Genomic DNA, 25996 nt, shown 5'->3' on the forward strand with positions numbered 1-25996 from the left:
AAATCATGGGTAATTATACTAAGGGAACATGACTAGTCTTTCCATGTTACATGAAGGAGATTCATTTGAAGAAAAAGGGGTTCACGGCTATTGAGGCAATGATGCAAATAAAAAAAGACCCACCCAAAGGTGAGGCCTTCATATTTAGCGGTAATTTAAGAATTGCACATCAATGGAAAGATCAGCGCCCCGGATTGCGGAAATGATTCCTTGCAAATCGTCACGGTTCTTACCGGTAACACGGATTTGATCATCTTGGATTTGGCTTTTCACTTTAAGACCGCTATTTTTAATGATGGTATTGATTTTTTTTGCCTGTTCCTTATCGATGCCTTGAATCAACTTAGCCCGTTGACGAACGGTTCCGCCAGAAGCTCCTTCTAATTTGCCATAGTCCAAGTTCTTGACTGGTACGTCACGTTTAATGAGTTTACTAATGAGAACATCCTTCAGCTGTTCGAGCTTATATTCATCGTCGGACACTAAAACAAGGTCTTCTTTTTCAATGGTGATGCTGCTTATACTCCCTTTAAAATCATAGCGTGTTTGTATTTCCTTCATAGCCATGGTAACTGCATTCGTTACCTCTGAAAAGTCTACTTTCGAAACAATATCAAATGAATTTTCCTTTGCCATCACTTACCTCCAGCAGGTTTTATTTCCTTTATTATAGAGAAAGTGTGATAGGAAGACAACTATCTAGACCATATTAAAAAAGCAAGGGGACAAGCCCCTCGCGTCATTTATGGTCTGTTTTCTTCGAATAGGAGTGCTTACCCGCAGCAAGGTTTTCCTGATAGGCGACATTTTTTTCAGCATTTCTCGCTTGGTTATCTTTTGGCCTTTTATTGTCATCGGTTGTTTTTGACATAGAGAAAACTCCCTTCCATTATCTGATCAATATATATTGTTCACAATTATGGAAGGGAGTATGTATGTTTATGATTTCTCAGGGGTATCGTTTAAGAAGAAGAGGGCGATTGTACCAGGACCGGCATGTGCGCCGATGACGGAGCCGATTGTATGGATCATGAAATCGGTTGTCCCGAATTCATTCTGAATGGCTTCCTTCCATTCCAGGGCCGTCGCTTCATCATCACCATGACTGATGGCAATCGTTTGGTTTTTTAAATTTTTTCCTCTTTCGTGCATTAATTCGATTACACGTTTAATCAATTTCTTTTTGCCGCGTAACTTTTCAAGCGGAACAAGCTTCCCATCTTCTACATGCAATAACGGTTTAATGTTTAATAAACCGCCAACAAGGGCAGATGTCTTGGAGATGCGGCCGCCACGGGCCAAATACTCAAGGTCATCTACAGTGAATAGATGCTCCATATGCCGGGTTTGGAATTCTATGTCAGCTAGGATTTCTTCTTTAGTGGCACCGTTTGCTGCTAGATCGGCTGCTTTCTTTACAATTAAACCGACGCCCATCGAAGCGCATTTCGTATTGACGATTTCAATGTCAAGGTCAGGGTACTCTTCCTTCACCTGATTAAGAATCATCACTGCCGTTTGATATGTGCCTGATAACTCAGAGGAAAAGGCTATATAAATCCCTTGTTTTTTCTCTTTGGCAAATTGTGTGAAAAGTTCTATAAAGTATTCTGGGGAAGCTTGCGATGTTTTCGGGGCTTTTCCCTCAATCATCGCCTGATAGACTTCGTGAGAATTAATGGTAAGTAAATCTTCATAATTTTTCCCGTCAAGATGGACTTGTAAAGGAATTAATGAAACATTGTTTTCCTTATAGAAAGACAACGGCAAATCACATGCACTATCTGCAAGAATTGTGATAGCCATAATACACCTGCTTTCTTTTTACAATTTTTAGAAAATGAGTGATCACTCTACATTTTAGTGTAGCACGTAACGGTAAAAATTCAATCTCTACATAAATAGAATAATTAATTAAGGGTAAAAAGATAATAGAATAAGGGTGAAATGGAGGTTTTTAGGATGTACAGTGGTGAAATGAAGAAAATTATCATAGTTGTGGTCGGAGCATTACTGAATGCCATCGCAATGAACTTTTTTCTAATACCGGCAAACGTATATGCAAGCGGCTTTACAGGAGTGGCCCAGCTTCTATCGAGGATGATTGGTTCTTTTGCTCCTTTTAATGTATCGACAGGTATTCTATTGTTTTTATTGAACATCCCAGTAACGATCATTGCTTGGCGAAAGGTTGGAAAATCTTTCACTTTTTATAGTTTCCTTAGTGTTGTCTTGATGTCCTTCTTTATGGAAATCATTCCGATTACACGCTGGTCGCCTGACATATTATTAAATGCGGTATTTGGCGGCGTCATAGCTGCAGTAGGTGTGGGAATCACCTTGAAATACGGTGCATCTACTGGCGGAATGGATATTATCGCCATGCTTCTGTCACGGAAGAAGGACAAGCCCGTAGGTACTTATTTATTTCTGTTGAATGGCGTGATCATTGTAACGGCAGGTGCTGTTTATGGACCGGAAAAAGCTTTGTACACACTTGTTACCCTTTATACATCGACCCGTGTCGTTGACGCGATTCATACACGTCATGAAAAGCTTACGGCCATGATCATTACAAAGAAAAGCGAAGAACTTAAACAGGCAATCCATGCTAAGTTAGTTCGCGGAATCACAAGGGTTCCTGCAAAAGGGGCGTTCACCAACGAAACTAAGGAAATGTTATTGATTGTCATTACAAGGTATGAACTGTATGACCTTGAACGGATCATCAAGGAAGTGGACCCACATGCTTTCACAAACATCATAGAAACTTCAGGCATAGTTGGAACTTTCCGCAGGGAATGATATTAACAAAAGATTAAGGCCATTACACTTCTATTACAAAAGGAAGTATTTAGGCGTTTTAAGTTTATTGCCTGTATGAAACGGAAAATTCTTAAAATGAAACGCCAATTTAAAACTTTATGAAGGAGTGATAAAAATGGCTAACGACGAAAAAATGAGCAGACAGGAAGCAGGTCGTAAAGGCGGGGAAGCCACTTCTAAAAATCACGACAAGGATTTTTACCGGGAAATTGGGCAAAAGGGCGGAGAAGCCACTGCTGATTCCCATGGTAAAGACTTTTATAAAGAAATCGGTGAAAAAGGCGGTAAGGCACGAAATGACAATGGATGAAAACAACGCGAAAGCCTCCAGGAATCCTGGAGGCTTTCACGTTATTTAGAGTGGTTTTCCAGTTCTTCCTGAAGTTCTCGCAGTTGTTCTTTTTCGGCCTCGGTCGTATTGGCAAAGGCTGATGAAAGAGCGTTTCTAGCGATTTCCTCTGTCTTGCGCTGGTCACCGCCATGCTCAGAGTGAAGAGCATTTTTAGCGATTTCCTCTGTCTTATGCTGGTCACCGTCATGCTCAGAGTGGAGAGCTTCTTCAACAAATTCCCTTGCCTTCTGGAATAGATTGTTTCCCATTAGAAGCCACCATAGCTTTGTTCTGACATAATTCTTAACCTGTCTTTTTCAGCCTCTTCAAACGTAGTGTGATAAGGGATTTTTTCGGCATGCCTGGCAACACTTTCTTTGCCTTGCTGTACAAATCGTTTAGATTTACTGCTTTTACCCATTCTTATCTCCTCCGATTCTGAGCGTTGTCGACAACGGAGTGGATCTGTTGTCCATATTAGTTTGGCTTTAAAGAGAGATATTATGAAGGTAAAAAATGACGTATTAGGCTTTTATATTGAATTTTTCTTCGAGGAAGACCGCTATACCATCTTCTTCATTCGTCAATGTAGTCGTATTTGCTACCGTTTTCACTGGCGAAATCGCATTTCCCATGGCCACCCCGGTTCCCGCGTAATCGAGCATTTCTAAATCATTATCTTCATCACCGAAAGCGATTATCCTGTTTTGAGGAATTTCCAGATAGTTGGAAACGCGTTTTAAACCTACGGCTTTACTTAACCCGCTTTTTATTATTTCGATGATATGAAAAGGCTCTGCCCAGCGGCGATGATCGACCAATTCGGCATGGACATCGGATAAATGCTGGCGAATCTGTCCTACGAATTCGCTATCTGTGTGAATTAGCATCGAAGTTGGGGAATCCTGAAGGTAATTGCGCAAGTCACCTGTCTTCATGATCGGATTTCCTACATTGAACATGTTCATCAGCTTTTCATCATGATAATGAACATACACTTCATCCCGGACTTCTGCGATGATGTTATGATATTTAAACTGATCACACGCTTCAACAATATCTTTCGCTACACTTATATCCAGTGGAGAGTGGTATACCCCCCAGCTTGTATGTAATGGGTGATGGACGAAAGCGCCATTGAAATTAACGATTGGTGTAGTCAACCCCAATTCCCGGTAATAAAGTTCACTTGAGCGAAAGGGACGCCCGGTAGCAATCATAACTTCGTGTCCATCTTCTTTTAGTTTTAGGAGTGTTTTTTTAGTCCTTGAAGAAATTGTTTTGTTATCTGTAAGTAAAGTACCATCAAGATCCAATACGATTAAATGTTTCTCAGCCATGTACACACCTTCTGTTCTTTTTGATTTCATTATATGCAAATATTGTTAAGCCTATTTTAAAGTAAATGTAAATCTTTTTCATTCTTTATGCATTCCTGTATGATATTACTATATCCAAGATTATGATGATTAAAGCGAAGCTCAGGTTTAAAGAGTGGAATGATGAATGCCAATGCCATTAATGGTATTGACCGGAACAAATTATTCGGAGGGGTTAACTTGATAATAATTGAAAAAGAACTAATTGGACATATTCCTGTATTGCACCTAGGTGAAGAAACCACCTTCAATCAGGAATTGCCGATTATTATTTTTATACATGGTTTTCAAAGTGCAAAAGAACACAATCTTCATTATGCTTATTTATTGGCAGAAAAGGGTTTTCGTGTACTTCTTCCCGATGTGATTCATCATGGGGAAAGGGAAGCTGGTTTAAGTGAATCTCAAATGATGCCCCGTTTTTGGGAAATGGTTTTGCAGACAATCCAGGATTTATCTTTGTTGAAGGATGATTTATTATCCCGAAAATTAATTGATCCTGACAGAATTGGCGTAGCTGGTACCTCAATGGGGGGAATAGTGACTAATGGGGCATTGGCTGCTTATGAATGGATATCCGCCGGAGTCAGTTTAATGGGAAACCCATCATATGTCGCGTATGCAGAGCTCCAAATGGCGGAGATTAAGAAAAGGAAAGTTAATTTCCCAGCTACCGATGAGGAAGTTGCCAAGATGATTGAACAGCTCAAGCCATTTGATTTGAGTCTGAATCAGGATAAGCTTACCAACCGTCCGCTTCTTTTTTGGCATGGTGCCAAAGATCCGGTTGTGCCTTATCAACATGCATATCGTTTTTATGAAGCTGTCAAAGCAGGGTATAATGAGGCAGATGAAAAAATTGAATTTATCCTTGATCCTAAGTCTGGACATAAAGTAAGTAGGGAAGGCGTGCTTATGACTGCAGACTGGTTCACGAAACATTTACTGTCAACTGTGCAAAAAGCTTAAGTACTCACTCAAAATCTGTTATGATTCTAATACGGACATAAATTATAGTCAAAAATGGACATAATGATGAAACCGACAATCTAAAACGAAGAGATTTTCCATAAAAGGAGTGATCGAAGTGGATCAAGATACAAAAGACATTATATTGGGAGCTTTGGAGCAGGTCATTGACCCTGAGCTTGGCATAGATATCGTTAATTTAGGCTTGGTATATGATGTGGATATGGATGAGGAAGGTTTGACTACCGTGACGATGACATTGACTTCCATGGGCTGTCCGCTAGCTGGGACGATCGTCGATCAAGTTAAATTGGTTCTGGAAGATATCCCCGAGGTAAAGGAAACGGATGTGAAGATTGTCTGGAGTCCGCCATGGACGAAAGATAAAATGTCCAGATATGCTAAAATTGCATTAGGAATCAAATAATAACTCTATATAGAAATGAAAAGCCAGTCAAAAAACAGTGAATCCATTCAATTGAGTCACTTTTTATGGTCTGGTTTTTTCTAATACTTTCGGCTAGGAGTGGTTAATTGAACAGTCAAATTAAAGATTCATTGGACAGGCCACTAAGGGATTTAAGGATTTCAGTCATAGATCGCTGTAACTTTCGCTGCCAGTATTGCATGCCTGCTGAAATTTTTCATGAGAATTTTCAGTTCCTGCCTAAAAGTGAGCTATTATCTTATGAGGAAATTGTAAGGCTTTCTAAAATATTTGCAAGCTTAGGGGTAAAAAAACTAAGGTTGACAGGCGGGGAACCATTACTCCGGAGAGATCTCACAACTCTGATTTCATATCTAGTTAAAATTGAAGGTATTGAAGATATTGGACTGACTACGAATGGAGTCTTCTTGAAAAAACATGCCGTGAATTTGAGGGAAGCTGGTTTGCAGAGGGTGAATATCAGCTTAGACAGCCTCGATGATGAACTTTTCAAGAAGATGAACGGCAGGGATATCGGCATAAAGCCTGTTATGGAAGGCATCGCAGCTGCCAAAGAAGCAGGGCTTGGCGTTAAAGTGAATATGGTAGTGAAAAAAGAAACCAATGAATCTCAAATCCTGCCGATGGCCCGATTTTGTAAAGCTGAGGGCATTCAATTACGCTATATAGAATTCATGGATGTCGGACATACAAATGGCTGGCAGTTGAAGAATGTCATTACGAAAAAAGAACTGCTTGCGATGCTCCAAACCGAATTCGATCTAGAACCGGTTGAAGAAGATTATTTTGGAGAGGTGGCAAAACGCTTCCGTTATAAGGGCACTACTGCAGAAGTGGGCTTCATAACCTCCGTATCCGAGTCTTTTTGTTCAAGTTGTACACGTGCACGTCTTTCTGCTAATGGAAGTTTATATACATGCCTGTTTAATGGAAAGGGACATGACTTGAAGTCATTGCTCCGTTCCGGCATGACAGATGAAGAATTGACAGGATTCATCATTTCGCTTTGGAATCGTAGGGACGACCGCTATTCGGATGAGCGGGCAGCGGGAACGGCCAAGAAACAGGAAAAAATCGAAATGTCATTCATTGGCGGGTAATATTCAAATACTCCTTCCGAATGAATAAAAAATGAAGGGATGGCGATTATGCCGTCCCTTCATTTTTTATATAGTTATTAGGAACTTCTGATGCAGTCAATGGACGAAATCGATTTTTATACTTTTTTTATGCATATTTATATTTTTTTATAGGAACCATGGAAATGAAAATAATAAAATGGTCCTAGGGAAAATTCAGCCTGAAAATAAACGCCAATCATATTAAGGTCCGTAAGGCATTATGTATTTACCTATTTTTTTATGTGGGATTTAATCGATGGTACAGATTTCTATCGGACAGTTTTCACAGTCGATTTCCTGTTTCAAAAAGTCAAAGTCAAGAATCGTAATGCGTCCCTTTTTAATGGTGATGACATTGTTTTTCCTTAATTGAGCGAGCATTCGATTGACTACCTCGCGGGATGTGCCGCAAAAATTGGCGAGTTCTTGGTTTGTAAAGGGAAGATTGATAACTTTACCGTCTTCTGCTTCAGTGCCATAACTGTTTGATAAACGGATAAGGGTGGAGTAAAATGCACCTTTCTTGCCGTGCAGGAGCATATCGCGGAATTTAGCCTGATTTTTACGGTTTTGAGCCGATAACCATGTCATCATCTCGACTGCAAGATGGCTATCGGAGGCGATTTTCTCTTCTAATGCTTCTTTGGAAATTATCGCAACAGTTCCATCTTCCATCATCTTTGCATTCATCATATATTTAGGATTTGGAGAAAATAAGACTGTTTCCCCAACCAAATCATTCTCCGAACTAATGCGTATAGTTAATTCCCGACCGTCAGGAACAACCTTACTCACTTCTACTTTTCCTTTTAAAATGTAATACAAATCACTTGCTGGGGTGCTCTCCTGAAAAAGGTAGCGCCCTTTTTCCATATGCTTAACTTGCTGATTATTATCTAAAATTGAATGCATCCGATTAGATAACGATAATTCACTCATGCAATGACCACCTTTCCAAATACAGTTAAAACTCAATCACTACCTTTGATTTAAACGGAAAAAACACTAGCAGTCAACAACTTTGGATAATTCTAGGAGTTTAGGTGGATAATTTTTCATTTGAAATATTAGTTTAGAATTTTATAAAAATACATTTGATTTTATTTTTATTCAGTCTTATAATAATAGAATCAAAGAATGACAGGGACCTGAAATTATAGGAGATGGTTTTATGAACGTATCAATAGTAGGTGCAACGGGTTATGGAGGAATGGAACTAATAAGATTTTTGAATAATCATCCGCAATTTAAAATAAAATCATTGCATACTTCTTCCCAATTTGGCCGAAGTTTATCTGAAGAAAATGCACATTTCATGCATATGAAAGACAAATTAGAAGAAATTGATCCGGAAGCGATTGCAAAAAAATCCGATATTGTATTTCTTGCAACTCCTTCTGGTGTTTCCTCGCAATTGATTTCGGAATTTTCCGACCTTGACATTAAAGTAATCGACCTATCAGGAGACCTCAGGCTTCAAACTCCAGGTGAATATGAACAATGGTATAAAAAACCAGCAGCGCCTCAGCACATTATTGAGGAAGCCGTATACGGATTGACTGAATGGAATGCCGAAGCAATAAAAAAAGCAACGATTATTGCAAATCCAGGGTGCTACCCAACCGCATCACTCTTAGGTCTTGCCCCTTTATTCACTGAAGGATTGGCCGGAGCAGCTGCCGATGTGATCATCGATGCAAAATCCGGGGTTTCAGGGGCGGGTAAATCACTTTCGGCAGTCACCCATTATAGTGAAATGAATGAGAACTTTAAGATATATAAGGTAAATCAACATCAACACATACCGGAAATCGAACAACAGCTTGGGAGATGGTCATCAGGTTTAGAGCCTATTACCTTCAATACCCATCTTGTTCCAATGACACGAGGGATTATGGCAACGATGTATATAAAGGTGAATCGGGAAACCTCAAATGTTGAATTAAAGGATTTATACGAAACCGTATACGAGAACCACCCATTTGTCCGGGTACAGCCCCTTGATCGCTTTCCATCCACAAAACAAGTATATGGATCGAACTTTTGCGACATAGGCGTTGATTATGATGAAAGAACAGGTAAGGTAACGGTGGTTTCAGTTATTGATAATTTAGTGAAGGGTGCTGCAGGGCAGGCCATTCAAAATGCAAATATATTAATGGAACTAGAAGAAACGGCAGGACTATGGAACAGTCCGCTATATCCGTAAACTTTGGAGGAAAAAAATGAAAACATTACAGCCAGTTGAAGAAATCAAACAAATTCAAGAAGGAAACATTTTAATGCCCCAAGGGTTCAAAGCGGCAGGTGTACATGCAGGATTACGTTATTCCAAAAAGGACGTTGGCATCATTTTTACCGATGTCCCAGCATCAGCCGCGGCGGTTTATACACAAAATGTTGTTCAAGCCGCTCCAATCAATGTAACGAAAGACAGCATAGCCGTAAATGGAAAGCTTCACGGCATTGTAGTGAATAGTGCGTGTGCGAATGCTTGTACAGGTGAACAGGGTTTAAAAGATGCAAATGAAATGAGGAAGCTTGCAGCTCAAAAGTTCGGTTTGGAGGACCATTCATTTGCAGTGGCTTCAACGGGAGTCATTGGGGAATTCATGGAAATGGAAAAAGTAAAAAAAGGCATAGAGTCATTGCAGCCAGAAAATACAACTGAAGCTGCTGAAGCTTTTGGTACAGCCATTTTAACAACGGATATTGTAACGAAGAGCTGTGGTTATGAAACGATTATTGACGGAAAAACCGTGAAAATGGGCGGTGCTGCGAAAGGTTCGGGAATGATTCATCCAAACATGGCCACAATGCTTGGTTTCATTACGACGGATGCTGTAATTGAACCGGATGATTTACAGCAAGCACTTTCCTCCATTACAAATGATACATTCAATCAAATCACGGTTGATGGTGACTGTTCAACGAACGACATGGTGTTAGTGCTCGCGAATGGAGAAGCGAACAATGAACCTTTGACACCTGAGCATCCTGAATGGTCCATTTTCCTGGAATTATTAAAACAAACTTCCGAAAATCTAGCCAAACAAATTGCGAAAGACGGAGAAGGTGCCACAAAACTGATAGAAGTGAATGTTCATGGCATGCCTGCGAAGCAAGATTCACAGATGATGGCGAAGACGATCGTTGGGTCAAATCTAGTGAAAACGGCAGCTTTTGGAGCGGATGCAAACTGGGGACGAATCATTGCTGCAATGGGAAGAAGCGGAGTGGAATTCAATCCGGATCAAACAACGATCGTTTTTGGAGATATCGTCGTACTTAATGATGGTGAGCCGGTAATGTTTTCTGAGGAAGAAGCCAAAGCATACTTGGAAAATGAAAGTATCATCATTAATGTTTATTTGAAAGATGGTAATGAATCAGGAACGGCCTGGGGCTGCGATTTAACCTATGATTATGTGAAAATAAACGGGAGCTATCGTTCGTAAGAGGTGAAAAGTATGGATATATTAGTCGTAAAGTGTGGCGGCAGCATCATTAATGAGTTATCGGAGTCGTTTTTCAGTAGTGTAAAAGAGTTACAAAACCGTGGGTACCATATTGTCTTTGTGCATGGAGGCGGACCTGATATAAATTCAATGCTTGAAAAATTTGAAATTGAACCAGTATTTGAAGATGGTTTAAGAAAAACGACCACAGAAGTGCTGGAAATTGTGGAACTTATGCTGGCAGGCAAATCGAACCGCAGCCTCGTTCATAAATTGGAATCACATGGCATCAAGGCAATCGGTTTAAATGGCTCTGACGGCGGAATTCTCACAGGTGATTATATCGATGAACAGAAACTTGGAGCTGTTGGTGAGATACAACAAGTCAATACGGAATTATTCGGACTTTTATTCGAAAAAGGTTATTGTCCGGTATTGACGCCCATTTCAACTACCGAAGAAGGCACTAAATTAAATGTGAATGCCGATATGGCTGCAGGGTCTGTAGCGAAGGCATTATCGGCTGCTATGTGTTTATTTGTGACCGATGTTAAAGGGGTCTTGAAAAATGGGCAGATCATTGAGAGATTGAATGAAACGGAAACGAAGAACTTAATAAATGATGGAAGCATCCATGGGGGAATGATCCCGAAAGTCACTACAGCGCTGTCGGTGCTGAATAAAGGGATTGAAGAAGTGATGATCGTTAGCGGGAAAGATCATTTTTATCAAGACGGACAATTCATCGGTACGAAATTTCTTCAGGAAGAAGGGGTATTTCAATGAGTAATTTATTTCCAACATATGCAAGATGGAACATTGAGCCAAAAACAGCGTCAGGATTGAAGATTACGAGTACAGCAGGTAAAGAGTATCTTGATTTCACATCCGGAATCGGGGTTTTGAATCTTGGACATTGTCATGAGTTGGTAAAAGCGGCCATCACGGAACAGCTTAATAAATATTGGCATGTATCGAACATGTTTCAAAGTTCCCTACAGGAACGGGCGGCAAAAATGCTGGCTGATGCCTCTGGTTTAAATCAGGTGTTCTTTGCCAACAGCGGTGCCGAGGCGAATGAGGCAGCTATCAAACTAGCCCGTAAAGCTACCGGGAAAAGCAAAATTGTCACATGTCAGCAGTCTTTCCACGGCCGCACGTTTGCAACGATGGCTGCAACGGGGCAAGAAAAAATCAAGACTGGTTTCGGACCGATGCTAGCTTCGTTCGAATATGTTCCTTTTAATGATAATGATGCAATGACAGCGGCCATCGATGAAAATACGGCAGCTGTAATGATTGAAATTGTTCAAGGAGAAGGCGGTATCCATGTTGTACAGCAATCATATCTGGATACGATTCAAACTAAATGCCAAGAACAAGGAGCTCTCCTTATCATAGATGAAATTCAGACTGGAATAGGGCGTACAGGGAAACCATTTTCATTCCAACATTTCAATATCCAACCGGACATCATCACTTCAGCAAAGGGGCTAGGAAATGGCTTGCCAATCGGGGCGATGATTGGGAAGGAAGCGCTGTCTGAGTTCTTTAACCCTGGGAGTCATGGATCCACTTTTGGAGGTAATCCCGTTAGTGTCTCAGCGGCCGAAGCCGTGTTAAAGGAAATTTTCCAATCAGGGTTTTTACAAGAAACCGTTAAAAAGGCTGAATACCTTGAGAGCGAATTGGCAAAAGCATTGAAGGACATGGAAGAAGTGAAAGAGATCCGCGGTCTGGGAATGATGGTCGGAATTGAATGTAAACAAGATGTCCAGGTGTTTTTAATGGAACTGCAAGAAGAGGGCTTACTTGTATTGAGTGCCGGTCCTAAAGTGCTTCGTTTACTCCCATCCCTGACGGTCACCGAATCGGAGATCGATATGGCGATAGACAAAATTAAAAAAGTATTGGCAATAAAACAAACTATCTAAATTTATTGAATTTTTATGGAACGAAATGAATAATTATGCTATCGTATATATAAATATACATCATCTAAAGAGGTGAAGATCATGAAAAGCTATCTATATTTAGAGAATGGTTCCGTCTTTGAAGGGGAACTGCTGACTAAATCGACTGAAAAAACAATCACTGGAGAGATTGTCTTTTTCACAGGAATGACCGGATATCAAGAAGTGTTGACAGATCCTTCATATAAGGACCAGATTGTCATCTTCACATACCCGCTGATCGGAAATTATGGAATCAATGAATATGATTTTGAAAGTAAGAAGCCGCATGTTGCCGGTGTGATTGTATATGAAGGAAATATGAGCCATTCCCATTATCAAGCTAAATATTCACTTGGTGAATATTTAGACAAGTGGAACATTCCTCTTTTAAGCCATGTTGACACAAGAGCGGTCGTTAAGAATATAAGACAGGAAGGTTCCATGCAGGCTGTCATCACAGCGGAAGAAAAATACAATGTCGTACCCGGCCTGAATGGTTTATCAGCCCACGTTGCTGAGGTATCCACAAAGGTTATCGAGTGTTTTGGGGAAGGCGACAAGCACGTGGTGATGATGGATTTCGGCTATAAAAAATCCATATTGGATTCATTGGTCGAACAAGGCTGCCGAGTCTCTGTCGTACCATTCGATACTGAATTCGAACAAATCAGGGACTTGAAGCCAGATGGAATTTTGCTTTCAAATGGGCCTGGGGATCCAAAACAGCTTGAATACCTTTTAGGAAACATTAAAAAGATCATTACGAATTTTCCAACGATGGGCATTTGCCTCGGTCATCAATTAACGGCCCTTGCCTTAGGTGGAAATACCAAAAAAATGCTGTTTGGGCATCGCGGTGCGAATCAGCCCGTGGTCGATTTGAAAACGAAAAGGGTGTATATGAGTTCACAGAACCATAGTTATGAGGTTGATGAACCGAGCTTACAAGGAACATCGCTGCAAGTGAGATTCAGAAACGTGAATGATAACACGGTTGAGGGGCTCATGCATGAAGACTTGCCAATCTTCACTACGCAGTACCACCCAGAGGCAAATCCAGGACCTATCGAGAGTTCATTACTATTCAACGACTTTTTACAAATGATAAATGATTATAGCGGGAGAGAAAAAGCTTATGCCTAAGGACGACACGATACAGACCATTTTAGTGATTGGTTCGGGGCCGATTGTCATCGGGCAGGCCGCCGAATTCGATTATGCAGGTACACAGGCCTGCCTTGCTTTAAAGGAAGAAGGATATAAAGTCATACTGGTCAACAACAATCCTGCAACGATCATGACTGATGATATGAATGCGGATGCTGTCTATTTCGAACCTCTAACAGTTGATGTACTTGAAAAAATCATTTCCAAAGAAAAGCCGGATGGCCTGCTCGCTACATTAGGCGGTCAAACAGGATTGAATCTTGCTTATCAATTGGATGATGCGGGGGTACTTGAAAAATATAAAGTCAAATTATTGGGAACTCCGATCGACTCCATCAAAAAAGGGGAGGATCGTGAACTGTTCCGTGAATTGATGTTTGAAATAGGTGAACCTGTTCCCGACAGTACAATTGTCCATACACTTGAAGAAGCGTTGGCATTTGCCGACAAAATCGGTTTCCCCATCATCGTTCGTCCCGCTTATACACTCGGCGGAACTGGCGGTGGGATTGCTGATTCACTTGATACCTTTAAGGAACTTGTACGGGGCGGACTGCAAGAAAGCCCGATAACACAATGCTTGATTGAAAGAAGCATAGCTGGTTATAAGGAAGTAGAATATGAAGTTATGCGAGATGGCAACAATACGTGCATCACCATCTGTAATATGGAAAATATCGATCCGGTTGGGATTCATACAGGTGATTCGATCGTCGTGGCACCATCACAGACTTTATCGGACGATGAGTTTCAGATGCTGCGTGCCGCTTCCATTAAAATCATTTCCGCTTTAGGTATCATTGGCGGCTGTAACATTCAATTTGCACTTGATCCGAACAGCAAGCAATATTATTTAATAGAAGTAAACCCGCGCGTCAGCCGTTCATCGGCACTAGCTTCCAAAGCAACAGGTTATCCCATAGCCCGCATAGCTGCAAAGCTCGCTGTCGGCTACAATTTATCGGAGCTCATCAATCCAGTAACGAAAAGCACATATTCAAGCTTCGAGCCTGCTCTTGACTATGTAGCTGTAAAGTTCCCGCGGTGGCCATTCGATAAATTCACGACCGCCAACCGCAAATTGGGAACACAGATGAAGGCGACTGGTGAAGTGATGGCTTTACACCGCAGCTTTGAGGGGGGAGTCCAAAAGGCCGTCGATTCTTTGGAATTGAAAACGATTGGGCTGCAGCTATCATCTCTGAAAAATAATACAGTTCCTGAACTTTGGGGAAAGCTTGCCGAAAAATCTGATGAACGCATCTTTGTCATTTTTGAAATGCTTAGAAAAGGTGTGACGATTGAAGAAATCCATGAAGCAACAGCCATAGATTATTTCTTCCTTAAATCCTTTGCTTCATTGATCCAAAACGAATTGGAAATTGAAGCTAAGGAAATCGATCAGGTAACAAGGGAAGATCTTCAATTTTACAAGGAAAAGGGCTTTTCAGATCGCTATCTTGCTTCCGTATGGAAAGTAAATGAAATGGAAGTGAGAGCACACAGGAAATCACTGGGCGTAACTGCTGCCTACAAAACGGTTGATACATGTGCAGCCGAGTTCGAATCACATACGAACTACCACTATTCAACATATTTTGGTGAGAACGAACAGAAAAAAACGGCCAAAAAGAAAGTGTTGATGATTGGCAGCGGTCCGATCCGCATCGGACAGGGAATAGAATTTGATTACTGTTCGGTTCACGGTGTTTATGCACTCCAGGATGAAAATGTCGAAACGATCATGATCAATAATAACCCAGAAACGGTAAGCACGGATTTTGCGACGGCAGACCGCCTATATTTCGAACCTTTAACTCTTGAATATGTTCTGAATGTAATAGAAGCGGAAGATATTGAAGATGTTATCGTCCAATTCGGTGGGCAGACTGCGATAAACCTGGCAAAAGGCCTGGAAGATTACGGTGTCAATTTGTTGGGTACTTCATTCGATACACTTGATCAATTAGAAGACCGTGATCGTTTTTATCAGCTTCTTCAAAAACTGGATATCCCCCATGTACCGGGTTCAATGGCTAATGGTGAAGAACAATTAATTGCCAGTGCAGAGGCAATCGGTTTTCCAGTGCTCTTACGCCCATCCTATGTAATTGGCGGCCAGGGAATGGAAATCATCCGCTCCAAGGAAAGCTTATTGAATAGAATCGCAAATGGGTCGGCACTAGTATATCCCGTATTGATCGATTCCTATATTCCAGGGAAGGAAGCCGAAATCGATTTGATTGCGGATGGAAACGATGTGTACATTCCCATCATTGCAGAACATATAGAGAAAGCAGGCGTCCATTCCGGGGATAGCATGGCATTATTGCCAGCTCAATCCTTAACGGATGATATTAAAGATAAAATGACCCTTTATGCTAAAAAACTAGTTAGGGAACTTGGTTATAAAGGACTCATGAACATCCAATTCGTGATTGAGGGAAATAGTGTATATGTATTGGAAGTGAATCCTCGTGCCAGCCGGACAATTCCAATCATCAGTAAAGTGACCGATGTATCCTTGGTGCAAATAGCGACAAAAATATTGCTCGGGAAATATTCATTGTCGAATGTTTTCGAAAAAACTGGCTTAATGGAAGAAATTCCATATGCAGTCGTCAAATATCCGGTATTCTCTACATTTGCACTAAGCGGACTTGATTCGAAGGTAGGTCCGGAAATGAAATCAACAGGTGAAGGAATCGCCATCGGAAAAACGGTAAATGAAGCGTTGTCAAAAGTATTCCATGCTCAAAAAGCTAAACATACTTCAGGTGTTTATCAATCAGAATCAGTCCAATTAAGTGAAGATTTGTTAATGCAAATCAAAGAAGCGGGTTTGACATTGGGGAATTCGGATTTTGATAAATGGTTAAATGAAGGAAATGCGGCAGTCGTTTTGGCATATGGAACAACGGAAGAAGATAAGAAGCTAAGGTTACTTGCAGCGAAATACCGACTGCTTGCATTTACGGAAGAAGAGACTTTCAAAGCCTATTTACAATCTGTAGAAAATGTTGATCCAGGGGTTACCTCTCTTCAGGAATGGCTTGTACCATATTCGAAAGGAGTGTCACACGTATGAGTTCAATGACGGCACCGACACAAGCGAAGATTTTAAATGGAAAAGATTTTTTGACCATGAAAGAGGCTGCACCAACTGCAATTGCAGATTTATTAAAGCTAGCACAGACCATTAAAGGCAAATTGCAAGCTGGTGAAGAATATACGCCTTTAAAAGGGAAAACGCTGGGGATGATCTTTGAAAAATCGTCTACCCGTACCCGTGTTTCTTTTGAAGTAGGCATGATGCAGCTTGGCGGACATGCTTTGTTCCTAAGTGGCAATGACTTGCAAATTGGACGTGGTGAAACTATTTCCGATACTGCAAAAGTCCTTTCTGAATACATTGATGGCATCATGATTCGTACCTTCGAGCATGAAAAAATCCTGGAATTGTCAGAAAATGCTTCTATCCCAGTCATCAATGGGTTGACAGATCTTGCACATCCTTGTCAGGTGCTTGCTGACTTCTTGACGATCATCGAATTAAAAGGGCAGCTAAAAGGCTTGAAGATGAGTTATATCGGTGATGGCAATAATGTTGCCAATTCATTGATGGTAGGCTGTGCAAAAATGGGAATGGATTTTTCCATCGGGTGTCCTGAGGCCTATAAACCTGATGAAAAGGTCGTCGCCTATGCCCAAAAAGTGGCAGAAGAGACTGGCAGTGAAATTGTGGTGACAACCTCAGCTTCGGAAGCCATAAAAGATGCGGATATCGTCTATTCCGATGTATGGACCTCCATGGGGCAGGAAATCGAGAATAGTATCCGCTTAGAGGCTTTTAAAGATTATCAAATCAATGGTGAACTTGTGAAATTTGCCAAAGAAGATTATTTATTCATGCATTGCCTCCCTGCCCACAGGGAAGAAGAGGTAACGGCTGAAGTCATCGATGGACCTAATTCCGTCGTTTTCCATCAAGCCGGAAATCGTCTGCATGCCCAAAAGGCGGTTCTGGTGGATTTAATGTCATAACAAAAAACGTCTGCTCCCTGAGCAGGCGCTTTTTGATTCAAGCCGCTTTCCTGTATGTTCTTAATTTTTCTGACATGAATGTAAGAATACTGGTAATAATAACGGGGAAAGCATGTAAAAGGAGTGAAATCTATGGGGCAAAATCGCCAATTTAAGCCAGGTCAGAAGGCACCTAATAATGGGACCTACGTAGAAATCGGTGAAACGGGCAGCACGGTAGTGAATCCGAAAATGGTAAAGCTTGATGCAGGGGATTCTTTTCCTGAAACGTCCAATCATAACCGGATTTGGACATATAAGCGGAAGCCATGAAACATCTAAAAGCAGGAAAAAGGAATGATCGCCATCCTTTTTCCTGCTTTTTTCTATTCAGCGGAATAACCGAATATTTTCGAGATTTCCAAACAGCTCTTTCTTAAATAGCCGCTTAAGGGATCTGCATAATGATCTGGAATGCTTTCGGTGAACCCAACGGCAGTGATCGCTCCCAACAATTCTGAATTATAATTAAAAACCGGAATGGACATGGAGGAAACAGAAGGTACAAGAGGCTCTTTGGCAAAAGCTATTTTGTATTTCCGAATTTCATGATATTCATCTGTGTCTTTAAGGAACGAGCCTGTAACATTACGATCTTTCTCAATCCACTCAGCTGTCAAGGAAGGATCCTGAAAAACAGTGAACACCTTACCGGACGAGGATGATGGCGGAAGCCGCGTACCTAACTGTGCCCCGATGTTTAAGTTTTGGTTGGAATTCCAAATTTTCGCCGTGATTGGTCCATCGTATGTCCAAACGGAAAAAAGGGCTGTGCAAGAAGTATGGTGGCTGATTTCCTGTAAATAAGGAGTTATTCTGCTCGTGACATCCTCATTTCCTATCGCTGCCATGCCGTATTGAATCAGTTTGCTCCCAAGGTGATACATACCTGTTGTCTTATCGCGATATAGCAACTCAAGCTGAGTCAAAGTATTCAAATACTTATAGAGGTTACTTTTCGTTATTTCCGTTAATTCCTGAATATCAGAGAATCTTAAAGGAGTCCTTTGGGAAGCAAGTAAATCTATGATGCTCATCCCTATTTGTAATGATTGGATCGTCGAACCGGATTTTACGATTTCCATAAGTCAATCTCCCTAATCTGTTTTAATTTAGGTCTAGTATATCAGAATCTGTAAAATATAAATGAAATTTAGCAAAAACCGCCGGCTGCTTGAAGCAATCAATATACTTTCCTATTAAATAAATGAATTAGCGGATTTTAAAATTGATTCCGAAGTACTCATAATGGTGTAGATGATAACATTTGCACAAAAATTTGCAATACTTTCTTGACAATATTCCGAAAATTAAGTTATTATTTATATAAATAGTGAACAATGTTAACTATAAGTGAAATTGATAAGATGTATTGCCTTTCAAATTCTGGTTGGTGAAATGAATCCAGCAGAACTAGGATGGTGGCATTAAAAATTGATTTTAAAAAATCGAGATTAATAAAGGAGAATGAAAATATGAAATTAGTAACTTTCAGCAGTAAAGGATTTAAACGTATTGGTGCAATTTACCCGAATGATGTAATCGTTGACTTGAACTATGCCTATCAAGCGCTTCTTGAAAGCGAAGGGAAACTTCGCAGTGAACAAATCGCTGAAGCTTATGTCCCTGCAACAATGGAGGCGTTTTTACAGGGAGGGAATGAAAGCCTTTCCATCGCGAAAAAGGCTGCGGACTACGCTATTAACAATCGTGATTCCTTCAGACATAAATTGGTGCATGAAATTGAAAATATCAAGCTTGAGGCACCTGTCCAAAAGCCAGGCAAAATTATTTGTGTAGGACATAACTACCGTGAGCACATTGCTGAAATGGGTCGTGAACTGCCGCCATTCCCTGTGGTATTCGCAAAGTTCGCCAATACAGTAATCGGCCCCCAGGATGATATACCGTTTTTCCCAATCTCTGAACAACTAGATTATGAAGCGGAATTCGCTTTTGTAGTCGGACAAAGGGCACGTAATGTATCCAAAGAAGATGCTCTTGACTATGTGGCTGGATATACAATTGCCAATGATGTAACGTACCGTGATATCCAACGGCGTACACTTGAGTGGCTTCAAGGGAAAACGGTTGAAGGAAGTGCTCCGATGGGGCCTTGGTTAGTCACTTCCGATGAACTATCCGATCCATCTGGCTTAAATGTCCGATTAACGGTAAATGGTGAAGAACGCCAAAAAACGAATACATCCAACTTCGTATTCGATGTGAAGTATTTAGTTGAATTTTTATCGAATTTAATGACTCTTGAACCAGGTGACATCGTACTCACAGGAACACCTGGCGGGGTAGGAGTAGCCCGTGACCCACAAGTGTTCTTAAAAGATGGTGACGTTGTCAAAATCGAAATCGACAAAATAGGTTATCTTGAAAACCGTGTGCGACGTGTCGGGGAGGGAAAATAAAATGGCTTATCAGGAAATCGGGACATCAATCCAATCGGTTCAACAATCAATCGACCACATTCTTGAGACAGTGACAAACCTATCGGAAGAAACGATCAGATTTAAGCCGGCAGATGATGAATGGTCGATCATGCAGATACTTTCCCATTTAGCTGAGGCCATACCTTATTGGTTAGGTGAAGTGGAAACTGTAATAGCGATGCCTGGAGCCAAATGGGGGCGTGGATTGCAAGATCCAGCCCGATTGGCAGCAGTTACCGATACTGACAAAATCGCTGTTGATGATGTCATGAAGCAAGTGGAGGAGCTTAAATATAAAGTGGAGAGCAGTCTCGGGAATCTTGATGAAGAAACACTATCCAAAGAATCGCCACACCGGAATTTCGCTAAATTCGGAAACAAACCAGTTTCTTATATTGTCGATCACTTCATCGATGAGCATGTTTCAGGACACTATGATCAAATTAAGCGAAATCTTTCTAAAATCCAGTGAGGAAAGATAAAAAAGAAAGTAGGGATTAATATGGCTGAAAAATCGGAATACATGAACAGTACAATCGTAAAAGATTTTACAAAGGATATTCAGCAGTATAACCTTGGGCCACTGTGGGAAGCCATTCCCGCTTTGATGGACCATGAACCTAAACCTCATGCACATGCTTATTTATGGAAAGAAGAGCTTTTGACAAAAAAATTGATGGAAGCAGCTGAAATCTTCACACCTGACCGAGGCGGGGAGCGCAGAGCCATTTATTTTCAAAACCCTGGCCTTACTTATCGCCAGCCTTGGGGATGGGCTTCGACGACACAAACGCTTTATGCAGCAGTTCAGCTATTGTTGCCAGGTGAAGTGGCCCCTTCCCACCGTCACTCCCAAAGTGCACTTCGTTTCATTACGAATGGTGAAGGTGCCTACTCCATCGTACAGGGAGAAAGGATATTCATGGAAGAAGGAGATTTCTTGATCACGCCTAAAAACCTATGGCATGGTCATGGACATGTTGGCGAAAAACCGATGATTTGGATGGATGCCCTTGATATCCCGACCATCTATTCCATAGGTGGCACTTTCTTTGAACCTTATCCAGATCGGATTGAAACGCCTAAACGTCCGGATAATTTTTCAGAGCTCCGTTATCAAGGCGGAATGGTTCGCCCAGTATCCGACCGTTATTCACAAGTGGCTCCGCTTGCCAATTACAAGTGGAAAGGCACAAAAGCAGCGATAGAAGGATTAATGAATTTCGAACCGGACCCATATGAAGGGTTCGCCGTGGAATATATCAATCCATCAAATGGCCAAACTGCCAATCCGACGATGGGGGCATGGATGCAGAAACTTCCTAAAGGTTTCCATACGAAAGCGCATCGCCATACCCATTCCACAATTTATCAAGTGCATCAAGGATCAGGCTATACGGTTATTAATGGAGTGCGTTTTGACTGGTCCAAGGGAGATTATTTCGTCGTTCCGAATTGGGCATGGCATGAGCACGTTGCAGAAGCGGATTCTTACTTATTCTCGGTAAACGACCTACCAATAATGGAGAGATTCGATTTGGAACAGCAACAGTCATTAGACACAAACAATGGTTACCAAAAGATTGAAAGTAAATTCAAGCCTGTTTTGGTTTAAAAGTAATCTGTTTTGGAACTTTCAGCTTGATCCTGATGAATATATGGAATGCCAGCCGAATGAAAACGCTTACTGTGGCATTGGTCCGCATCTTTGGCTAAAAGCAACTAACTTTAGGGGGAATTGATGATGAGCACAGAAAAAAAACCATTCATAGTTATCGGTGGGGGAATTGGCGGTTTGGCAACTGCTTTAGGAATCGCAGAAACTAAACAGTATGTAAAGGTCCTAGAACAAGCTCCCGAATTTGGAGAAATTGGTGCAGGGATTCAGCTTGCAGCAAATGCCACCAATGTATTGCAGCGTTTAGGTGTCATGGATAAAATCAATGAAATTGCCGTATTTCCAAAAAGGTTGGTGCTGATGGATGCCTTTTCCGGCAAAGAGCTTTCCGCTTTGGATTTAGGTGATGTTTATAAAGAAAGATATGGAGCGCCGTATGTTGTCTTGCATCGTTCCGATTTGCATAAAGTACTGGCTGAAGCCTGTGAAAATAACCCGTATATTGAACTGGTTACGAACCAAACCATTATTGAAACAGTAGAAAATGAAGGTGAAGTTACGGTTACTGCTGCCAACGGGTCTAAACATTCAGGAACTGCTGTCATTGGAGCCGATGGATTATGGTCCAAGGCACGGAAACTTTTTGTGGAAGATCAACCGATCTGCTCTCAATATGTTGCATACAGGGGAGCGATTCCGATGGAAGAGGTTACGAGCCATGGAGATTTAGATGATGTATATATGTGGATTGGGCCAAACCTTCATCTTGTTCAATACCCGGTTAGAAGGGGGGAACTTTACAACCAAGTAGTGGTGTTCAAAAGTTCTCAATACACGGAAGAAAACGAAAAAACTGATCAATGGGGAACCCCGGAAGAAATGGACAGTGTATTTGCCGGAACATGTGAGCTTGTTCAGAATGCGATTTCATTCATTCAAAGGCAACGCCGCTGGCCGATGTATGACCGGTTACCAATTGATAATTGGACTAAAGGAAGGGTTACGCTTACGGGCGATGCGGCACATCCGATGCTTCAATACTTGGCACAAGGGGCTTGCCAGGCCTTAGAAGATGCAGCTTATTTGTCGGATATGCTTCATAAGCATGGAAATGACATTGAACAGGCATTTTTGGAATATCAAGAGGAACGCATTCCGCGTACAGCTAATGTTCAAACGAGTGCAAGAATGTGGGGGGAAATCATCCACAATACGACCGATGCAGGCATTCTGCTCAGGGATACGATCCTTGCAGGTCGCACGGATAAAGATTTCCAATTCGTCGATGAATTTCATGGTTATAATAAAACGGCCGTAAAAGCATAAGCCGTTTTGTTTCATCCAAATCAGGGATTTTATGCATTTTACAAATGGGTCTGCCTTTCTTCTTGTTGAAGAAAGGTTTTTTTGTTTATCCGCCATACCTCCTGCATTTTTTATAACTTTCCTTTACATGGGGAAAATTAGAAGTATAATGAAAATATAAAGGTCAAAGTTGGTCAAACCGAGTGGTAATTCGTTCATGATGTAGATGAATGGGAGGTTATAAGGTGGATATTAATAAAATGACGGAGAGAACCCAACAGGCGTTCATTGGCGGCCAGGAACTAGCAAAAGATAGAGGGAATCCCGAGTTGACGGAGCTGCATTTATTAAAGGCCTTAATGGAACAGGATGAAAGTTTATTAATCAGGATTTTATCGGAATCTGGTAAACCGATGAATCTATTTGATATAGAGCTAAATAAGGAACTGGATCGATTACCGGAAATGAGCGGGAGTGTTTCCCAGGTTTACATGTCAACCTCCCTACAGCAAATTTTGTCGGCTGCCGAAAAGGAAATGCAAATGTGGGAGGATGAATATTTATCTGTCGAACATATACTGCTTGCGTCGTTGCAGGTCAATAAAACAAATGTAAATAGGCTTTTTTCAACATATGGAATTGATTATGATAAAGCAAAACGGGTTATAAACGATATAAGGGGGAATCAGCGAGTGACTAGTCAGAATCCTGAAAGCACTTATGAAGTACTGAAAAAATACGGCAGAGATCTCGTTGCTGAGGTTAAGTCGGGGAAGGTCGATCCAGTAATCGGCAGAGATACGGAGATCCGTAACGTCATCCGGATCCTTTCACGTAAAACGAAAAATAATCCTGTATTAATTGGAGAACCTGGAGTAGGTAAAACAGCGATTGTCGAGGGGTTGGCACAAAGGATCGTCAGGAAGGATGTGCCGGAAGGTTTAAAGGATAAGACCGTTTTTTCGCTAGATATGAGCGCACTTGTCGCAGGGGCCAAATTCCGCGGTGAATTTGAGGAACGCCTAAAAGCGGTGTTGAGTGAGATCAAGAAGAGTGACGGTAAAATTCTTTTATTCATTGATGAATTACACACAATTGTCGGTGCAGGAAGAACGGATGGCGCACTTGATGCCGGAAATATGTTAAAGCCGATGCTTGCGCGCGGTGAGCTGCATTGTATCGGTGCAACGACCCTTGATGAATATCGGCAATATATTGAAAAGGATCCGGCTCTTGAACGCCGTTTCCAACAGGTTCTGGTCCCCGAACCGGATGTGGAAGATACGATTTCAATTCTGCGGGGATTAAAGGAACGGTTTGAAATTCATCATGGCGTCAGGATACATGATCGGGCGATCGTTGCGGCCTCTGTCCTTTCGAACCGATATATAACGGAGCGGTTCTTACCGGATAAAGCGATAGATCTTGTGGATGAGGCATGTGCGATGATCCGAATGGAAATCGACTCAATGCCATCCGAGCTGGATGAAATCACGAGAAAAGTCATGCAACTTGAAATTGAAGAAGCGGCCTTGAAAAATGAGGAGGACCCACAAAGCAAGGCAAGGCTGGAAGTGCTTCAAAAAGAACTATCAGAACTTCAGGATCAAGCGAATAGCATGAAATCCAAGTGGCAAATGGAGAAATCAGCACTTCAAAAGGTGCAGGACAAACGTGAAGAGCTTGAGAAACTGCGTCATGAACTGGAACAGGCAGAGAATGACTATGACCTTAACCGGGCAGCCGAACTTCGGCATGGAAGGATTCCGCAGCTTCAAAAAGAATTGGAAACAATGGAAGACGAATTGGAAAAGGAAAAACAGGAATCACGATTGCTTCGCCAGGAAGTGACGGAGGAGGAAATTGCCTCGATTGTTGCAAGGTGGACCGGAATACCGATAAGCAAGCTGGTGGAAAGTGAAAGGGAGAAACTGCTTCGACTATCTGATATCCTGCATGAACGCGTAATAGGTCAAGGAGAAGCGGTGGAACTCGTATCCGATGCCGTTTTAAGAGCAAGGGCGGGAATTAAAGATCCAAATAGACCAATCGGTTCATTCATTTTTCTTGGGCCGACTGGTGTTGGTAAAACCGAATTGGTAAAAGCTTTGGCAGAAACGTTATTCGATAGCGAGGAACATATGATTCGAATCGATATGTCGGAATATATGGAGAAACATTCAGTGTCCCGCCTTGTTGGTGCACCTCCTGGATATGTTGGATTTGAGGAAGGAGGCCAACTTACGGAGGCTGTTAGGAGAAACCCATACTCAGTCATATTATTAGACGAAATTGAAAAGGCACATCCGGAAGTCTTCAATATTTTGCTGCAAATGCTTGATGATGGGAGGATAACGGACTCCCAAGGCAGAACAATCAACTGTAAAAATACGGTGATCATCATGACCTCCAATATCGGTTCCCATTTCTTATTGCAGTCGAACCGGGAGGATGGTGGCATTGAAGAAGAAATAAAAGATCAGGTCTTTAAGGAATTAAGAGGCCATTTCCGTCCCGAATTTTTAAATCGCGTTGATGACATTGTTTTATTCAAACCTCTGACGAAACAAGAAATCGTTGAAATCGTGGATAAAATGGTTCATCAATTACAGGTAAGGTTAACTGAACAAAATATAGTTTTGAACGTCACAGAAGCGGCTAAGGAATTCATTGCGGACCAGGGATATGACCCGGTATATGGAGCAAGACCGCTGAAGCGATTCATCCAAAAGCATCTGGAAACGAAAATCGCCCGTAAAATCATAGCTGGGACTGTTGAGCTTAAAGAAGGAATAACGATCGATCATGATCATGATGAATTGGTCCTCATATAAAGACGTTGAAATGTAGTTTACACGTAAGCAAAGTACGGTATAACAAAAAGGACATCCT

25 protein-coding genes and 1 pseudogene are annotated in these 25996 nt (G+C 41.4%); 18 read left to right on the forward strand and 8 right to left on the reverse strand.

Going from position 1 to position 25996, the window contains the following annotated elements:
• Positions 1-144: 144 nt before the first annotated feature.
• From QNH43_RS06030 to QNH43_RS06040, 3 genes are all read right to left on the reverse strand, one after another.
• Complete coding sequence (locus tag QNH43_RS06030) at positions 145-636, reverse strand: YajQ family cyclic di-GMP-binding protein (RefSeq protein ID WP_063232211.1); 492 nt, start codon at positions 634-636, stop codon at positions 145-147.
• A 103-nt stretch (positions 637-739) separates the two neighbouring features.
• A complete protein-coding gene (locus tag QNH43_RS06035) occupies positions 740-871 on the reverse strand; it encodes a DUF3941 domain-containing protein (RefSeq protein WP_076367185.1) in 132 nt (43 codons plus the stop codon).
• Positions 872-939: 68 nt separating this feature from the next.
• A complete protein-coding gene (locus tag QNH43_RS06040; protein ID WP_283917161.1) occupies positions 940-1806 on the reverse strand; it encodes a DegV family protein in 867 nt (288 codons plus the stop codon).
• A 156-nt stretch (positions 1807-1962) separates the two neighbouring features.
• On the opposite strand from QNH43_RS06040, the gene QNH43_RS06045 reads away from it, so the two are divergent.
• Entirely contained in the window at positions 1963-2805 is an 843-nt protein-coding gene (locus tag QNH43_RS06045) for a YitT family protein (RefSeq protein WP_076367181.1), read from the forward strand.
• Positions 2806-2941: 136 nt separating this feature from the next.
• Positions 2942-3130, forward strand: a pseudogene (locus QNH43_RS06050) (KGG domain-containing protein); the annotation flags it as partial.
• A gap of 47 nt (positions 3131-3177) precedes the next feature.
• Here QNH43_RS06050 and QNH43_RS06055 read toward each other — a convergent pair.
• From QNH43_RS06055 to QNH43_RS06065, 3 genes are all read right to left on the reverse strand, one after another.
• On the reverse strand, positions 3178-3426 hold the full coding sequence (locus QNH43_RS06055) for a DUF3813 domain-containing protein (RefSeq protein ID WP_283917162.1): 249 nt from the start codon (positions 3424-3426) through the stop codon (positions 3178-3180).
• Positions 3426-3578, reverse strand: a complete 153-nt coding sequence (locus QNH43_RS06060) for a hypothetical protein (protein ID WP_164468789.1) — start codon at positions 3576-3578, stop codon at positions 3426-3428. The genes QNH43_RS06055 and QNH43_RS06060 overlap by 1 nt, the downstream gene beginning before the upstream one ends.
• Before the next feature lie 103 nt (positions 3579-3681).
• Complete coding sequence (locus QNH43_RS06065; RefSeq protein ID WP_076367175.1) at positions 3682-4497, reverse strand: Cof-type HAD-IIB family hydrolase; 816 nt, start codon at positions 4495-4497, stop codon at positions 3682-3684.
• Positions 4498-4716: 219 nt separating this feature from the next.
• Here QNH43_RS06065 and QNH43_RS06070 point away from each other — a divergent pair, with 219 nt between their 5' ends.
• The 3 genes from QNH43_RS06070 to moaA all read left to right on the forward strand — a co-directional run bounded on the left by QNH43_RS06070 (position 4717) and on the right by moaA (position 7053).
• Positions 4717-5505, forward strand: a complete 789-nt coding sequence (locus QNH43_RS06070) for an alpha/beta fold hydrolase (protein ID WP_283917163.1) — start codon at positions 4717-4719, stop codon at positions 5503-5505.
• A gap of 118 nt (positions 5506-5623) precedes the next feature.
• On the forward strand, positions 5624-5932 hold the full coding sequence (locus tag QNH43_RS06075) for a metal-sulfur cluster assembly factor (protein WP_076367171.1): 309 nt from the start codon (positions 5624-5626) through the stop codon (positions 5930-5932).
• Positions 5933-6039: 107 nt separating this feature from the next.
• On the forward strand, positions 6040-7053 hold the full coding sequence (gene moaA / locus QNH43_RS06080) for a GTP 3',8-cyclase MoaA (protein ID WP_076367169.1): 1014 nt from the start codon (positions 6040-6042) through the stop codon (positions 7051-7053).
• A 270-nt stretch (positions 7054-7323) separates the two neighbouring features.
• On the opposite strand, the gene QNH43_RS06085 is transcribed toward moaA, so the two are convergent.
• Entirely contained in the window at positions 7324-8013 is a 690-nt protein-coding gene (locus tag QNH43_RS06085) for a Crp/Fnr family transcriptional regulator (protein WP_283917164.1), read from the reverse strand.
• A gap of 232 nt (positions 8014-8245) precedes the next feature.
• Between QNH43_RS06085 and argC the strand changes: the two genes are divergently transcribed.
• The 8 genes from argC (at position 8246) to QNH43_RS06125 (ending at position 18010) form a co-directional block, all read left to right on the forward strand.
• A complete protein-coding gene (argC, locus tag QNH43_RS06090; protein ID WP_283917165.1) occupies positions 8246-9283 on the forward strand; it encodes an N-acetyl-gamma-glutamyl-phosphate reductase in 1038 nt (345 codons plus the stop codon).
• Positions 9284-9299: 16 nt separating this feature from the next.
• Positions 9300-10532, forward strand: coding sequence for a bifunctional ornithine acetyltransferase/N-acetylglutamate synthase (gene argJ / locus QNH43_RS06095; protein ID WP_283917166.1), 1233 nt, complete (start codon positions 9300-9302; stop codon positions 10530-10532).
• Positions 10533-10544: 12 nt separating this feature from the next.
• Positions 10545-11318 carry an acetylglutamate kinase gene (gene argB / locus QNH43_RS06100; RefSeq protein ID WP_076367161.1) on the forward strand — a complete coding sequence of 258 codons (774 nt, stop codon included), beginning with the start codon at positions 10545-10547 and terminating at the stop codon, positions 11316-11318.
• Positions 11315-12466, forward strand: a complete 1152-nt coding sequence (locus tag QNH43_RS06105) for an acetylornithine transaminase (protein WP_283917167.1) — start codon at positions 11315-11317, stop codon at positions 12464-12466. Before argB ends, QNH43_RS06105 begins: the two co-directional genes overlap by 4 nt.
• Before the next feature lie 81 nt (positions 12467-12547).
• Positions 12548-13630 carry a carbamoyl phosphate synthase small subunit gene (locus tag QNH43_RS06110; protein ID WP_283917168.1) on the forward strand — a complete coding sequence of 361 codons (1083 nt, stop codon included), beginning with the start codon at positions 12548-12550 and terminating at the stop codon, positions 13628-13630.
• The gene (locus QNH43_RS06115; protein ID WP_283917169.1) at positions 13623-16742 is read left to right on the forward strand and encodes a carbamoyl-phosphate synthase (glutamine-hydrolyzing) large subunit; all 3120 of its coding nucleotides are present in this window, start codon (positions 13623-13625) and stop codon (positions 16740-16742) included. The genes QNH43_RS06110 and QNH43_RS06115 overlap by 8 nt, the downstream gene beginning before the upstream one ends.
• Positions 16739-17698, forward strand: a complete 960-nt coding sequence (gene argF / locus QNH43_RS06120) for an ornithine carbamoyltransferase (RefSeq protein WP_076367153.1) — start codon at positions 16739-16741, stop codon at positions 17696-17698. Before QNH43_RS06115 ends, argF begins: the two co-directional genes overlap by 4 nt.
• Before the next feature lie 132 nt (positions 17699-17830).
• Positions 17831-18010: a YjzC family protein gene (locus QNH43_RS06125; RefSeq protein ID WP_034314546.1), complete on the forward strand. Its 180-nt coding sequence runs from the start codon at positions 17831-17833 to the stop codon at positions 18008-18010.
• A 53-nt stretch (positions 18011-18063) separates the two neighbouring features.
• Here QNH43_RS06125 and QNH43_RS06130 read toward each other — a convergent pair whose 3' ends face one another.
• Positions 18064-18822, reverse strand: a complete 759-nt coding sequence (locus tag QNH43_RS06130) for an IclR family transcriptional regulator (protein ID WP_283917170.1) — start codon at positions 18820-18822, stop codon at positions 18064-18066.
• Between the two features lie 390 nt (positions 18823-19212).
• On the opposite strand from QNH43_RS06130, the gene QNH43_RS06135 reads away from it, so the two are divergent.
• From QNH43_RS06135 to clpB, 5 genes are all read left to right on the forward strand, one after another.
• On the forward strand, positions 19213-20160 hold the full coding sequence (locus tag QNH43_RS06135) for a fumarylacetoacetate hydrolase family protein (protein ID WP_283917171.1): 948 nt from the start codon (positions 19213-19215) through the stop codon (positions 20158-20160).
• Between the two features lies 1 nt (position 20161).
• Positions 20162-20653 (forward strand): DinB family protein, encoded by a 492-nt coding sequence (locus QNH43_RS06140; RefSeq protein WP_283917172.1) that lies wholly within the window; start codon positions 20162-20164, stop codon positions 20651-20653.
• Between the two features lie 30 nt (positions 20654-20683).
• The gene (locus tag QNH43_RS06145) at positions 20684-21796 is read left to right on the forward strand and encodes a cupin domain-containing protein (protein ID WP_283917173.1); all 1113 of its coding nucleotides are present in this window, start codon (positions 20684-20686) and stop codon (positions 21794-21796) included.
• A 129-nt stretch (positions 21797-21925) separates the two neighbouring features.
• On the forward strand, positions 21926-23125 hold the full coding sequence (locus tag QNH43_RS06150; RefSeq protein WP_076367144.1) for an FAD-dependent monooxygenase: 1200 nt from the start codon (positions 21926-21928) through the stop codon (positions 23123-23125).
• Positions 23126-23349: 224 nt separating this feature from the next.
• Complete coding sequence (gene clpB / locus QNH43_RS06155; protein WP_283917174.1) at positions 23350-25938, forward strand: ATP-dependent chaperone ClpB; 2589 nt, start codon at positions 23350-23352, stop codon at positions 25936-25938.
• Positions 25939-25996: the final 58 nt, after the last annotated feature.

It is taken from the genome of Peribacillus simplex (assembly GCF_030123325.1).
Taxonomy (GTDB): Bacteria; Bacillota; Bacilli; order Bacillales; family DSM-1321; genus Peribacillus; species Peribacillus simplex_D.

Bases quoted from the DNA above. Each gene is read 5' to 3' on its own strand.
- QNH43_RS06030 (WP_063232211.1), bottom strand. From the start codon at position 636: ATGGCAAAGGAAAATTCATTTGATATTGTTTCGAAAGTAGACTTTTCA.
- QNH43_RS06035 (WP_076367185.1), bottom strand. From the start codon at position 871: ATGTCAAAAACAACCGATGACAATAAAAGGCCAAAAGATAACCAAGCG.
- QNH43_RS06040 (WP_283917161.1), bottom strand. From the start codon at position 1,806: ATGGCTATCACAATTCTTGCAGATAGTGCATGTGATTTGCCGTTGTCT.
- QNH43_RS06045 (WP_076367181.1), top strand. From the start codon at position 1,963: ATGTACAGTGGTGAAATGAAGAAAATTATCATAGTTGTGGTCGGAGCA.
- QNH43_RS06055 (WP_283917162.1), bottom strand. From the start codon at position 3,426: ATGGGAAACAATCTATTCCAGAAGGCAAGGGAATTTGTTGAAGAAGCT.
- QNH43_RS06060 (WP_164468789.1), bottom strand. From the start codon at position 3,578: ATGGGTAAAAGCAGTAAATCTAAACGATTTGTACAGCAAGGCAAAGAA.
- QNH43_RS06065 (WP_076367175.1), bottom strand. From the start codon at position 4,497: ATGGCTGAGAAACATTTAATCGTATTGGATCTTGATGGTACTTTACTT.
- QNH43_RS06085 (WP_283917164.1), bottom strand. From the start codon at position 8,013: ATGAGTGAATTATCGTTATCTAATCGGATGCATTCAATTTTAGATAAT.
- argC (WP_283917165.1), top strand. From the start codon at position 8,246: ATGAACGTATCAATAGTAGGTGCAACGGGTTATGGAGGAATGGAACTA.
- argJ (WP_283917166.1), top strand. From the start codon at position 9,300: ATGAAAACATTACAGCCAGTTGAAGAAATCAAACAAATTCAAGAAGGA.
- argB (WP_076367161.1), top strand. From the start codon at position 10,545: ATGGATATATTAGTCGTAAAGTGTGGCGGCAGCATCATTAATGAGTTA.
- QNH43_RS06105 (WP_283917167.1), top strand. From the start codon at position 11,315: ATGAGTAATTTATTTCCAACATATGCAAGATGGAACATTGAGCCAAAA.
- QNH43_RS06110 (WP_283917168.1), top strand. From the start codon at position 12,548: ATGAAAAGCTATCTATATTTAGAGAATGGTTCCGTCTTTGAAGGGGAA.
- QNH43_RS06115 (WP_283917169.1), top strand. From the start codon at position 13,623: ATGCCTAAGGACGACACGATACAGACCATTTTAGTGATTGGTTCGGGG.
- argF (WP_076367153.1), top strand. From the start codon at position 16,739: ATGAGTTCAATGACGGCACCGACACAAGCGAAGATTTTAAATGGAAAA.
- QNH43_RS06125 (WP_034314546.1), top strand. From the start codon at position 17,831: ATGGGGCAAAATCGCCAATTTAAGCCAGGTCAGAAGGCACCTAATAAT.
- QNH43_RS06130 (WP_283917170.1), bottom strand. From the start codon at position 18,822: ATGGAAATCGTAAAATCCGGTTCGACGATCCAATCATTACAAATAGGG.
- QNH43_RS06135 (WP_283917171.1), top strand. From the start codon at position 19,213: ATGAAATTAGTAACTTTCAGCAGTAAAGGATTTAAACGTATTGGTGCA.
- QNH43_RS06140 (WP_283917172.1), top strand. From the start codon at position 20,162: ATGGCTTATCAGGAAATCGGGACATCAATCCAATCGGTTCAACAATCA.
- QNH43_RS06145 (WP_283917173.1), top strand. From the start codon at position 20,684: ATGGCTGAAAAATCGGAATACATGAACAGTACAATCGTAAAAGATTTT.
- QNH43_RS06150 (WP_076367144.1), top strand. From the start codon at position 21,926: ATGAGCACAGAAAAAAAACCATTCATAGTTATCGGTGGGGGAATTGGC.